The organism is Clostridium lamae (assembly GCF_033043255.1).
In the GTDB taxonomy this organism is placed as follows: Bacteria; Bacillota; Clostridia; order Clostridiales; family Clostridiaceae; genus Clostridium; species Clostridium lamae.
Map to the genome: position 1 here is coordinate 1 of NZ_JASCQJ010000039.1, position 12,634 is coordinate 12,634.

11 protein-coding genes are annotated in these 12,634 nt (G+C 27.5%); 9 read left to right on the forward strand and 2 right to left on the reverse strand.

Annotated features, from left to right (window positions below):
* Positions 1 to 369: 369 nt before the first annotated feature.
* From QK892_RS14740 to QK892_RS14750, 3 genes are all read left to right on the forward strand, one after another.
* Positions 370 to 1,704, forward strand: a complete 1,335-nt coding sequence (locus QK892_RS14740) for a S41 family peptidase (protein ID WP_317274311.1) — start codon at positions 370 to 372, stop codon at positions 1,702 to 1,704.
* 84 nt (positions 1,705 to 1,788) lie between these two features.
* On the forward strand, positions 1,789 to 2,295 hold the full coding sequence (locus QK892_RS14745; protein ID WP_317274312.1) for a sigma-70 family RNA polymerase sigma factor: 507 nt from the start codon (positions 1,789 to 1,791) through the stop codon (positions 2,293 to 2,295).
* Positions 2,285 to 3,232, forward strand: coding sequence for a hypothetical protein (locus QK892_RS14750; protein WP_317274313.1), 948 nt, complete (start codon positions 2,285 to 2,287; stop codon positions 3,230 to 3,232). Before QK892_RS14745 ends, QK892_RS14750 begins: the two co-directional genes overlap by 11 nt.
* 164 nt (positions 3,233 to 3,396) lie before the next feature.
* Here QK892_RS14750 and QK892_RS14755 read toward each other — a convergent pair whose 3' ends face one another.
* The gene (locus tag QK892_RS14755) at positions 3,397 to 3,552 is read right to left on the reverse strand and encodes a hypothetical protein (RefSeq protein ID WP_317274314.1); all 156 of its coding nucleotides are present in this window, start codon (positions 3,550 to 3,552) and stop codon (positions 3,397 to 3,399) included.
* Between the two features lie 255 nt (positions 3,553 to 3,807).
* Between QK892_RS14755 and QK892_RS14760 the strand changes: the two genes are divergently transcribed.
* Together QK892_RS14760 and QK892_RS14765 are read left to right on the forward strand one after the other, a co-directional pair.
* Positions 3,808 to 5,826 carry a YgiQ family radical SAM protein gene (locus QK892_RS14760; protein ID WP_317274315.1) on the forward strand — a complete coding sequence of 673 codons (2,019 nt, stop codon included), beginning with the start codon at positions 3,808 to 3,810 and terminating at the stop codon, positions 5,824 to 5,826.
* A 43-nt stretch (positions 5,827 to 5,869) separates the two neighbouring features.
* Entirely contained in the window at positions 5,870 to 6,667 is a 798-nt protein-coding gene (locus tag QK892_RS14765) for a RelA/SpoT domain-containing protein (RefSeq protein WP_317274316.1), read from the forward strand.
* A gap of 57 nt (positions 6,668 to 6,724) precedes the next feature.
* Here the strand turns inward: QK892_RS14765 and QK892_RS14770 are convergent, their stop codons facing one another.
* Positions 6,725 to 6,937 (reverse strand): hypothetical protein, encoded by a 213-nt coding sequence (locus QK892_RS14770; protein WP_317274317.1) that lies wholly within the window; start codon positions 6,935 to 6,937, stop codon positions 6,725 to 6,727.
* 260 nt (positions 6,938 to 7,197) lie between these two features.
* On the opposite strand from QK892_RS14770, the gene QK892_RS14775 reads away from it, so the two are divergent.
* From QK892_RS14775 to gshAB, 4 genes are all read left to right on the forward strand, one after another.
* Positions 7,198 to 8,382, forward strand: a complete 1,185-nt coding sequence (locus tag QK892_RS14775) for a cyclopropane-fatty-acyl-phospholipid synthase family protein (protein WP_317274318.1) — start codon at positions 7,198 to 7,200, stop codon at positions 8,380 to 8,382.
* 247 nt (positions 8,383 to 8,629) lie between these two features.
* Positions 8,630 to 8,953: an ArsR/SmtB family transcription factor gene (locus QK892_RS14780; RefSeq protein ID WP_317274319.1), complete on the forward strand. Its 324-nt coding sequence runs from the start codon at positions 8,630 to 8,632 to the stop codon at positions 8,951 to 8,953.
* 19 nt (positions 8,954 to 8,972) lie between these two features.
* Positions 8,973 to 10,310, forward strand: a complete 1,338-nt coding sequence (locus QK892_RS14785; RefSeq protein ID WP_317274320.1) for an MATE family efflux transporter — start codon at positions 8,973 to 8,975, stop codon at positions 10,308 to 10,310.
* On the forward strand, positions 10,285 to 12,591 hold the full coding sequence (gene gshAB, locus QK892_RS14790) for a bifunctional glutamate--cysteine ligase GshA/glutathione synthetase GshB (RefSeq protein ID WP_317274321.1): 2,307 nt from the start codon (positions 10,285 to 10,287) through the stop codon (positions 12,589 to 12,591). Before QK892_RS14785 ends, gshAB begins: the two co-directional genes overlap by 26 nt.
* Positions 12,592 to 12,634: the final 43 nt, after the last annotated feature.

Genomic DNA, 12,634 nt, shown 5'->3' on the forward strand with positions numbered 1-12,634 from the left:
CATCATTATCACTAATATTTACAATAAAATTTCTTATCTTAATCCAATTCATTATGTACTCTCCTAATATTTTATATTTGAGGAATAAATCTTAATAATAAATATGAAATATTTATTTATAAAATAACTAAAACAAAAATGGAATACATAGAATTAATAATATATTTATGTGTTTGGATATAAAAACTTCAAACTACATCAAAACCATATGAGATAACTATACGATATAAATGGTTTGTAAAAAGCACATATTACTAATTATTAAAGCTATTGAATTTATTGTGTAGTAATGAGTATAATTGATTATAACAATATTTGGAAGTTGACTTATATTTAAGAACATATATTAATTTTACAGGGGGAGTAAAATTGAAAAAAAATATTTGGAAAGTAATTAGAGTATCTGTATTAAGCATTATTCTATTAGTAGGGGGATTTTTTGTATATTTATATTTTAATCAGCCTATTTCAATCTATAAGGTTAAGGAATTTGAAAGTATAGGAAATCCAAACTTAGATAAAGAATTATCTAAAGAAGAAGTAAAAGAAGATATTGAGAATATTATAGATATAGTAGAAAAAACACATCCTATATTTCTAGAGGAAGTACCTGAAAAGTATTATAATTCAAAGAAAGAAATTTTAAGTGTAAGTAATTCTAGTATGACGGTTGGAAGTTTGCAAAAGGAAATATCAAAATACTTATCATCAATAGAAGATGGACATACATCTCTTAGATGGAGTGAAAATATGTTTCTTAATGTAGAGTGGAAATATAAAGATGGAAAGCTAATATTACTTGATAAAGATAAGAAACTAACTAATAAGAGAATTAAGAAAATAGGAAATGTAGATATTGATAGAATAGTGCAAATAGTACAAGAAACATTTCCAGCAGAAAACAGTATTGCAGAAGCTAGAAATATAGAAAGATATTCTAAGGAAAAATATTCTTTAGAAAGCATAGGAGTAAATAATAATAACAATATTAATTTAACTATAGAGAATGGTGAAAAAGAGGAGAATTTAGAAGTAAAATTTAATGAAGCTACTGATGAGAGTAATAGTGATTATAGTATTTATATAAAAAAGATAGATGAGGAAACTGGGTATATAAGATTAGGAATTTGTGAAATTAATTCTTATTTGGAAGCTGTCTTAATAGATATTGGAGAATATAGAAATCAAGGAATAAATAATTTTATAATAGATGTAACTGATAATCCTGGTGGAAATTCAACTGCTTGTAGCATGATTTTAGAAGCTCTTGATATTGAAGCAGGACATTATGGCTCTGTAATAAGATTTTCTCCTTTAGCTCAAGAACAAAGAGGCTATTTAAGAAAAAGTGGTAATATATCATATAAGAGTAATAATAAAGTAGTAAAGAATGATGATATTAATTTATATGTACTTACAAATGAAGCTACATTTAGTTCAGCACAAATGCTATGTGTATGGGTATCAGATGGTAACCTTGGAACTTTAGTTGGAAGACCAAGTAGTAATATGCCATCTAGTTATGGAGATGTACTGACATATCAATTAAAAAATTCTAAATTAATAGGTCAAGTATCACATAAAAAATGGACAAGACCAGACATTAGTAAAGATAGTGAACCTATATTAGAACCAGATATTTATGTAGAGTATGGTGATGATATATTAGAGGTTGCTTTAAAAGATATAGAAAATAAAAAATAAATTTATAAACTCATCATTAAGGTGAGTTTTTTTAGTTTATATGCAACATTTTGAGGGGTAAAATTGTATTAAGGGTGAAGGGGGATGATGGGGAACATGAATGAGTTTTCTTTACCTAGGGAAGAGCTTATTTTAGAAGTTTTACAAAAGTATTCAGATACAATATATAGATTAGCCTTTTCAAGAACTAAAAGTGTATATGATGCTGAGGATATAATGCAAAATGTTTTTATGAGATTTATGAAATGTAATATAAACTTTGAAAGCGATGAGCATATAAAAGCTTGGTTAATAAGGGTAACTATAAATTTAAGCAAGAATTTATTAACTTCAGCTTGGTTTAAAAGGACTACAGTTTTAGAGGATAATATAATTACAACAATAAAGGAAGAAAGTGAAGTATATAAGTATGTACTGGATTTACCAACCAAGTATAGAACTGTTATACATCTATTTTATTATGAAGATATGACTACAGCTAATATATCAGAAGTACTAAATGTAAAAGAGTCAACGGTACGTTCTCAGCTTCATAGAGCAAGAAATATGCTTAAAGAAATAATAGAAGGAGATGAGTGCTTTGAATTTTAAAGATAGTTATAAAAATGATAATGATAAGATTAAATTAAGGAAAGAGGTATTGATTAGTTTGTCTGATAAGATGAGAAGTTATAATGATTCTAGAATAATTAAAAAAAGTAAATTAAATTATAAAGTTGCACTTTCAATAGTTGCAGCATTATTAATATTTTCAACTTTTATATTTTCAAATATAATTTTTAAAAAAGAAGGTATATATGTACCTAAACAACAGCTTGGAGTAACAGATCCAAATATTGCAGCAAAGAGAGCACCTACACTAGTATATAAGAATAGGGTATATATCATGGAAGTTATAGAAATTTCACTAGAAGAAGGTAAAGCTTTAATGGATAAAAAAATAGGGGTAACATGGAATATGATGGGGGAAATCGTAGATAATGGTACCTCAGAAGGTTATATAGACTTAGAAAGCTTAGAAGATTTTGCAAGCTTCGGAGAGGGCGATGAAGTTTATACAGCAAAGGGATATGATGAAAATTTCAGATTAATAACCTATTCTAATAATGAATATGGAGAATATATAAATTTATGGCAATGCTTAAATGATTTCACTTTAGAAGATGGTAGTGATGTTTTTGGAAAGATGAATATAAAGGGAAACTTAGAAAGTATCACATGGGAAAGCTTTAATAATTGGAATAATGGACTAATAGAAGAAAAAGAAGTTATTATAGATGATACAGTAAATAGATTCATAGATGCTATGTATAAAGGAGTACCATATTCACTAGAAGATGAAAGCTTAAGAAGTCAATTATTTGATAACGAAGAAAATCAAAAATTTATGTTTTTAAAAATGAAAGATGGAACTAAAGCACAAATAAGATTATTTAAAGATGGATATGTATACTATTCAGGGCTAGAATTTGTATTTAAATTAGACGAAGAAACCTTTAACACTATGTGGAATAAACTGGTTTCCTAGAGGATAAAAATAGAATTTGAATCAAATTACTTTAATAATTGGGAAAGTAGTTAGTTTTGTGTAAAAACAAAACTAACTACTATTTTTTTAAACTCCGTAAGGAGTTTTTTCAATAATTATGCATTACGCATTACGCATTATGCATTATCCATTGTGCGTTAGCACTAAAAACCTCTTTTCTTAGCTTCAACTCCACTTTCATTAAGTGCTGGTTCTTCAGTAGTAAAATTATAGTGATTATTAGCATATTGATTTTGAGTCTTTGTCCCATTTCTTAGAACGTTTTCTTTTGAATGAGTTTTTCTATTATTATTTTTCATAAACTTTCCCTCCTAAAATATTAGTCATTTATATTATTAGGAGATTATATAAAATTATGAGTTTATAGATATAGATATAATTATTTATTTGGGCATAATTTGTATTTGTTTCTATATTTTATTATATGAATATTGAGACAGTCACATAATTTCCGAAATTATACTAGTAACATTCTGTAAATTAAAAAAAACCAATGATTTAATTTTATTATAGTGTTATAATCAATTAGCGAAAATATAAAAGTAGGTGTTTAAATGTCAAATAATAGATTTCTACCGATAAGTAAAGAGGATATGAAAGAACGTGGATGGGAGCAATGTGACTTTATTATAGTTACAGGGGATGCCTATATTGATCATCATAGCTTTGGAACAGCAATTATTTCTAGAGTTTTAGAAGATGCAGGGTATAAAGTTGGTATTATCCCACAACCAGATTGGCATAGTACAGATGATTTTATGAAGCTTGGAAGACCAAGACTTGCTTTCTTAGTTAATGGAGGAAATATGGACTCCATGGTTAACCATTATACTGTAAGTAAAAGACCTAGAGAAAAGGATCTTTATACTCCAGGTGGAAAAATGGGAGCAAGACCAGATAGAGCAACTATAGTTTATTGTAATAAAATAAGAGAAGCTTATAAAAATATAGATATTGTTATAGGTGGAGTAGAAGCTAGTTTAAGAAGAATGGCTCACTATGATTACTGGGGTAATAATGTAAGAAATTCAATACTTATAGATAGTGGTGCTGATCTTTTAATTTATGGAATGAGTGAAAAGCAAATTGTAGAAGTGGCAAATGCTTTAAATGATGGATTTGAAGCTAAATACATAAGACATGTTAATGGTACAACTTACACTATAGATTCATTAGATGAAATTTATGGTGATTATAAATTAATACCTTCTAAAGAAGAAGTTACACAGGATAAAATGAAATATGCTGAAGCATTTAAGATACAATATGAAGAGCAAGATCCTGTAAGAGGAAAGGTGTTAGTTCAAAAGCATGGTAATAAATATGTAGTTTGTAATACACCAGAAATGCCTTTAACAAGAGAAGAATTAGACAAAGTTTATGCTCTTCCATACACAAAGGAATCTCATCCTATATATGATGAGTTTGGTGGAATTGCAGCTTTAGAAGAAGTTAAGTTTAGTATAGTTAGCTCAAGAGGATGTTTTGGAAATTGTTCATTTTGTGCTATTACCTTCCATCAAGGAAGAGCAGTTCAAAGTAGAAGTGAAGATTCTATATTAGAAGAAGCTGTTGAAATAACTAATCTTAAAGACTTTAAGGGATATATACATGATGTTGGAGGGCCAACTGCTAACTTTAGAAAGCCAGCTTGTAAGACACAGCTTACTATAGGAGCATGTAAGAGTAAACAATGTTTAACTCCAAAACCATGTAAAAACTTAATAGTTGACCATAGTGAATTCTTAGGAATCTTAAGAAAGATAAGAAAGCTTCCAAAAGTAAAGAAGGCCTTTGTTCGTTCAGGTTTAAGATATGATTATATAATGGCAGATAAAAATGATACATTCTTTAGAGAACTTGTTGAACATCATGTAAGCGGACAATTAAAGGTTGCACCAGAGCACGTGGCTGCTAATACACTAAAATATATGGGTAAGCCTTCAGGAGATACTTACGATAGATTTAGAGAAAAATTCTTTAAGATAAATAAACAATTAGGTAAGGAACAATATTTAATTCCATACTTAATGTCAAGCCATCCAGGAAGCGGATTAAATGAAGCAATAGAATTAGCTGAATATTTAAGAGATACAAAATATCAACCAGAGCAAGTTCAAGACTTTTATCCAACACCAGGAACTTTATCAACAGCTATGTTCTATACAGGAGTAGATCCTATAACTGGTAAAGAAGTTTATATTCCAAAGACTAGAGAAGAAAAGGCTATGCAAAGAGCACTTCTTCAATTTAAGAATCCAAAGAATTATAACTTAGTACATGATGCTTTAGTTAAAGCTGGTAGAGAAGATTTAATAGGTAATGGACCTAAATGCTTAATTAAATCTAAGGCTGATAGATATATGGCTAAGATAAAGAAAGAAGAGGCTATAGCTAAGGGGAATTCTAAATCAAGAAAATCAAACTCAAAGCAAGGCTCTAAAGCAAATTCAAAATCTACAAATAGTAAAAGCTCATCAAAGGGAAAATTTGGAGAAGCTAAAGGAAAAAACTCAAGAGTAAAGAATAGTAAAAGTAATAATAGAAGTAGTAATAGAAGACAAGGTAGATAAGAAACTATTATTAATTAATTCTATATCCGAAGGGGAAGAGTAAGTGAAGAAGAGTTTTAATATTGATGAATTTTTATTGAAATATCCACATGTAGAGAAAATTATTGAAGAAAATAATATAGATACTGAAGTTTTAAAGGATATATATAATGACTTTGTAGACTATAAAGTATCTTATGAAAATCAAGCAGAATTTATAGCTAATATACTGCGTTCTCAATCAATGGTTCATACAGTCAAATCTAGGATCAAGGATGCAGATAGACTAATTGAAAAAATTATAAGAAAAACTGAAGATAGAAAATCAAAGTATGGAAGAGATTTTCAATTTACTTTAGAAAATTATAAAAATGAAATAAATGATTTGATTGGGATTAGAGTTATCCATATATTTAAAGATCAGTGGCAGGATATTCACGAATTTATAACTAAGACTTGGAATGTTATTGAGGTTACGGCAAATGTAAGAGAAGGAGATAACACTAAGAAGTTTGAAGAACTTGGTATAGAAGTTAGATCAAGAATATCAGGATATAGATCAGTTCATTATTTAGTTGAGTTTTATCCAACTAACGAAAGAGTTATAGCAGAAATTCAAGTAAGAACTATATTTGAAGAAGGATACGGGGAAATAGACCATAGACTTAGATATTCCCATGTAGAAATACCTGAAATACTAAAATCAAATCTTCTTTTATTTAATAGAATTGTTGGATCAGCAGATGAAATGGCTTCACTCATTAATGAATTAAGTAAGGAGTACTTTAGTAAAGAGAAGGAGCTTTTAAAAATAATTGAAGAGCAAAAAGAAGAAATTGAAAAATTAAAAAGCCTAAAATAAATATGAGTTTATTTATAGGATTATTTTTTAATTTAACTCCAAGTAGAAGAAATATATCTACTTGGAGTTTATTTTTTTATTCAACTTTTTTTCATCTAGATATGATTTCCAAAGGCTAATACATGGCAGAACACTTATTAATAAACAGATGTAAGGATATATTGTAAATTCATCTAATGTACTTAAAACTAATAAAAACACTAACGTTAGTAAGGTAAGAGAAGTTGCTATTATTGCAATTATTTTTAGTGCTTTAGCTCTATCACTCATAAATTTCCTCCTATTATAATAAATTTACAGCTACTTTTTATTTTTCTTAATAACTTCAATTCTAATTTTATTGATTTTAAAATGTATTTATATTACATATATAAAAATTATAAATTAATAATAACATATTTACATAAAAAGTAAATAATGTAGACCTTCAATATAGTAAACAACACCAATTAATAATAAGAAGAGTATTTTAGGAATTTAGGGAAAAAATAGTATGTATGGTTTAAAATATTGAAAGAAGGTGTGCCACTATGTCATTAGAAAGTATGATTATTAAAAAGTATTTTAAAAATAATAATTCAGTACCTTTTAAGGTTATATTTAAAGATGGTAAAGAACTAAATATAGGGGAGGAAAATCCTAAGTTTGTTATTAAAGTAAATGGAAATATAGATAAAAAGTTATTATTTACTAGTACATCTTTAGCGTTAGGGGAAGCCTATATGGATAAGGTATTAGATATGGAAGCGGGAGATTTATATGATGCCTTAGATATTGTAATGGGAAGGTTAGATGAGTTTAATGTGAATGAAAATGTATTAAGTAAATTAATACATTCATCAACATCGAAAAAGAATCAAAAGAAAGAAGTAACATCGCATTATGATATAGGAAATGATTTTTATGAGCTTTGGTTAGATGAAACTATGAGCTATTCTTGTGCATATTTTAAAAATGAAGATGACACATTATATGAAGCACAAAAAAATAAAGTTGATTATATATTAAAGAAATTACAACTTAAAGAAGGTATGAGTTTACTGGATATAGGATGTGGTTGGGGATATTTATTAATTGAAGCAGCTAAAAAATATAAGATACATGGAGTCGGAATAACTTTAAGTGAACAACAATATTTAAAGTTTAAGGAAAGAATTAAAGATGAAAATTTAGAAGAATATTTGAGTGCTAAATTAATGGATTATAGAGATTTAGAAACGAGCAATTTAGAATTTGATAGAGTTGTATGTGTAGGAATGTTAGAACATGTTAGTCGTGATAATTATGAGCTTTTCTTTAAAAATGTAGATGCTGTATTAAAGGATAGGGGCTTATTTTTATTGCATTATATTAGTGGCAGAAAAGAAAGCTTAGGAGATCCATGGATAAAAAAATACATATTCCCAGGGGGAGTTATTCCTAGTCTAAGAGAAATAATAAATATAGGTAGTGAATTTAACTATTATACATTAGATGTAGAAAGTTTAAGAAGACATTATACTAAAACACTGCTTTGTTGGTATGACAATTATAAAAAGAATATAGATGAGATTTCAAAGATGTTTGATGAAAGATTTATACGAATGTGGGAATTGTACCTATCTTCTTGTGCAGCCTCATTTAATAATGGAATGATTGACTTGCATCAAATAGTTTTTTCAAAGGGAAATAATAATACATTAGAAATGACTAGAGAACATTTATATAAAGGATAATTTAAATGAATAGTTATATAAAAACCTTGAGAAATCAAGGTTCTTTTTGTATATTAGGGTTATATTTTTAGTAAATTAGAACAAATTACATCAACAATTTTATATTCTTCATTCTACATTATACATTTAAAATATATCTATTGACTAAATATAGATAATCATCTATATTTAAATATGGTTATATATAGATGATCGTCTATTTATCTTATGAATATATATAGATAAACATCTATATAAGGAGGTTAAAATGAGTAATATTTATGAAGATAATATTAAGATACTTAAAGCGTTAGGAGAAATAAACAGATTAAAGATTGTTGATATGCTATCTTCGGGAGAAAAATGTGCATGTATAATATTAGAAAGTTTTCATTTTACTCAACCAACATTATCACATCATATGAAGGTATTGATGGATTCTGGAATAGTAAAATGCAGAAAAGAAGGGACATGGATATATTATAGTTTAGATACAGAATTATGTGATAAACTTATGAGATTTCTAAATAATACTTTGACAAATGATAAAAAATGCATATGCAGTTCAAACTGTATAAATAAAAGTGAATAGCTTTGAAAGTGAGTAGAAGATGAATAAAGTTGATTTAACTAAGGGGAATGTACTTAAGGTCTTAGTAACCTTAGCATTGCCTATAATGGGAAGTTCCTTATTACAATTTACTTATAATTTAGTAGATATGTTATGGGTTGGGGGCTTAGGAAGCAATGCAGTAGCAAGTATTGGATCATCTAGCTTTTTTATTGGACTTGGTTATTCGATTAGTGCTTTTGTTGTTATTGGAACAGGAATAAAAGTTGCCCATTCAATCGGTAGAAATGATAATAAAGCTGTAGATGAATATATATATAATGGACTTATTTTAAATGCAATTGTAGGAGGAATATATTCATTAATATTAATATTTTTTGGTAAAAACTTCATACAATTTTTAAATATAGAAAATCCTATAGTAGAAAACCAGGCATATATATATTTAGCTATAAGTTCACCAATGCTATTTTTTTCTTTCTTTAATACTTTGTTTATTAGATTGTTTAATAGTTTTGGAATAAATAAATCTGCTTTAAATATAAGTGCTATAGGTGTAGTTATTAATTTAATTTTAGATCCTATACTGATATATATTTTCAAACTCGGAGTTACTGGGGCGGCGATAGGAACTTTAATTGCAAATGGAATAATGTTTATATTTTTTATTAAAAAATCACGAAGCTTATTTAATTTTAATTTTACTATAGGTTTAAGTTATAATAAGATTAAGGAAATAACAATTTTAGGTCTACCGATGTCATTTCAAAGAGTATTGTTTACTCTAGTAAATATATTATTAGCCAGAATAATTGGAAGCTTTGGGGCAGATGCCATTGCTGCGCAAAAAATTGGATTGCAAATAGAGTCAATCGTTTATATGGTAGTAGGTGGGTTAAATGGTGCTATTGCAGGATTTGTAGGTCAAAACTTTGGAGCTAAAAAATATGATAGGATAAATAAAGGATATAATACAGCAATAGGAATTGGAGCTATATATGCTTTATTTATAAGTTTGCTATTTATATTTACTCCAGAAATATTAGTAAGATTATTTATTAGAGAAGGCAATACTATAATGATAGCAAGTAATTATTTAAGGATAATTGGATATTCTCAAATTTTTGCAACTATAGAGATGATATCTAATGGTGTTTTTACAGGCTTTGGAGTTCCGAAAATACCAGCATTAATTAGTATAGCATTTACTATTCTTAGAATACCATTAGCAATTATATTAACAAGATTTTATGGGGTTAATGGTATATGGATAGGGATTTCAATATCTAGTGTTCTAAAGGGAACAGTTGCTTATTTAATATATAAATTTAAAATTTGGAAGGTGTATAAAGATGTTAGATGTGATTCAATCACTTAATTATAAAGAAGAATTATTAAAGGGAAATTTTGGAATAGAACGTGAAACGTTAAGAGTAGATAGAGATGGAAAGCTTGCGTTAACTAAGCATCCTGAAGTTTTTGAATGTAAAATTTCTCATCCATATATAACAACAGATTTTTCAGAAAGTCAGATAGAGCTTATAACTCCAACAGTAAAGACTTTGGAAGAGGTTTATAGTTTTGTTAATTCACTTTATGATATTACTGTACTAGAGTTAAATGATGAATATCTATGGCCACAGTCAATGCCTTGTAGTATTCCTTCAGATGATTTAATTCCAATAGCGGATTATGGTAATTCTAATGGTGGGGGAGCTGCTAGTGATTATAGAAAGAAATTATTAAAAAAATATGGAGGTAAGAAGCAATTAATTTCTGGAATTCATTATAACTTTTCTTTTGATGAAGAGCTGATTAAAGATTTATATGAAAAATTAGGTAACGATAAGTCTTATAAAGAATTTAAAGACTCCATTTACTTAAAAGTTGTTAGAAATTATCTTAGATACAGATGGCTATTAATTTATCTGTTAGGTGGAACTACAACTATGCATGAAACTTTTGGAGAAAAATGTGTAATTGAGTTAGATAAGATATCTAAAGATAGTTTTAGCAATGTTGGAGCTGTTTCTTATAGAAATAGTGAATGTGGATATAAAAATCCAATAGATTTGTATCCTAATTATAATTCAGTTAGAGAATATGTTGGAAGCGTATATAAATTTATTGATGATAAAGTGATTGATAGTCATAAGGAACTTTATACACAAATTAGATTAAAAGCTAAAGATAATGATAGATTTCTAGAATCACTAGTAGAAGATGGAATTAATTACTTAGAAATAAGAAGTATAGATATTAATCCATTTACTAAAGCTGGAATTTCTTTAGAGGACTTGAACTTTATAAATTTATTCACTATTTATTCCCTTATAAAGGATGAAAGTACATATGAAAAGTGGCAAGAAGAAGCTCAAAACAATCAAAATATAATTTCTATGTATGGACAAATGGATGTTGTTTTATATAGAGATGGAGATACAATAACTAAAAATGATTGGGCTTTAAATATATTAAATGAAATGAAAGAAATGAGTAATAAGCTATCGTTAGGCAAGGAAAGTTTAATTGATTCAATGATAGAGAAAGTTATAAATCCTAAGTTAACATACGCTTATAGAATATCTCAAATGGTAAAGGAAGAAGGATTTATAGAAGGCCATTTAAGACTAGCAAAAGAATATAAAGAAGATGCATATAAGAATAGATTTAAACTTGAAGGCTTTGAAGACTTAGAGCTATCAACTCAAATATTAATGAAGGAAGCAATGAAAAGAGGAATTAAGGTAGATGTAATAGATAGAGCAGATAACTTTATTTCTTTAAAGAAAGATAATCATATAGAATACGTAAAACAAGCTACTAAAACATCAAAAGATAATTATATAACAGTTTTAATGATGGAAAATAAGGTTGTAACTAAGAAAATATTAGATACTAATGAAATAAGAGTACCGCAGGGAGATGAATTCTTTAGTTTAGATGAGGCTATAAACAAGGCTCATAAATATGATAACAAAGCTATTGTAGTAAAGCCAAAATCAACAAACTTTGGACTCGGAATTTCAATATTTAAAGAAGGAGCAAATACAGAAGATATAAAAGAAGCATTTAAACTAGCTTTTGAGCATGATAATACTGTATTAGTTGAAGAGTTTATTACAGGTAAGGAATATAGATTCTTAGTGGTTGGTGATAAGGTTCCAGGAATACTTCATAGGGTACCAGCAAATGTTATTGGAGATGGAAAAAGTAGCATTAGGCAATTAGTAGAAGAGAAGAATAAAAGCTCACTTAGAGGAAAGGGTTATAAAACACCACTAGAAAAAATAAATTTAGATAATAGTGCAAAATTATTCTTAAAACAAATAGATAGAGATTTTGATTATGTACCAGAAGAAAATGAGATTGTTTATTTAAGAGAGAATTCTAATATAAGCACTGGTGGAGATAGTATAGACTATACAGATTTAATACCACAAAGATTTAAGGATATTGCTGTTGAGTCTTCTAAAGCAGTAGGAGCTAATATTTGTGGCGTAGATATGATGATAGAGGATTACAAAGATGAAAATTCGAACTATGCAATAATAGAACTTAATTTTAATCCTGCTATACACATACACTCATATCCTTATAAAGGAAAAGAAAGAGAAATAGCAAAAGAAATACTAAATATACTTGGATTTCTAAAATAATAGTTAGTATAAATTGAAAAACAATTAGCAATAATATATAAAT

What these genes read in the sequence shown, in the direction of transcription:
- gshAB (WP_317274321.1), top strand. Translation starts at nt 10,285, where the DNA reads ATGTTAGATGTGATTCAATCACTTAATTATAAAGAAGAATTATTAAAG.
- QK892_RS14780 (WP_317274319.1), top strand. Translation starts at nt 8,630, where the DNA reads ATGAGTAATATTTATGAAGATAATATTAAGATACTTAAAGCGTTAGGA.
- QK892_RS14745 (WP_317274312.1), top strand. Translation starts at nt 1,789, where the DNA reads ATGATGGGGAACATGAATGAGTTTTCTTTACCTAGGGAAGAGCTTATT.
- QK892_RS14770 (WP_317274317.1), bottom strand. Translation starts at nt 6,937, where the DNA reads ATGAGTGATAGAGCTAAAGCACTAAAAATAATTGCAATAATAGCAACT.
- QK892_RS14755 (WP_317274314.1), bottom strand. Translation starts at nt 3,552, where the DNA reads ATGAAAAATAATAATAGAAAAACTCATTCAAAAGAAAACGTTCTAAGA.
- QK892_RS14760 (WP_317274315.1), top strand. Translation starts at nt 3,808, where the DNA reads ATGTCAAATAATAGATTTCTACCGATAAGTAAAGAGGATATGAAAGAA.
- QK892_RS14785 (WP_317274320.1), top strand. Translation starts at nt 8,973, where the DNA reads ATGAATAAAGTTGATTTAACTAAGGGGAATGTACTTAAGGTCTTAGTA.
- QK892_RS14775 (WP_317274318.1), top strand. Translation starts at nt 7,198, where the DNA reads ATGTCATTAGAAAGTATGATTATTAAAAAGTATTTTAAAAATAATAAT.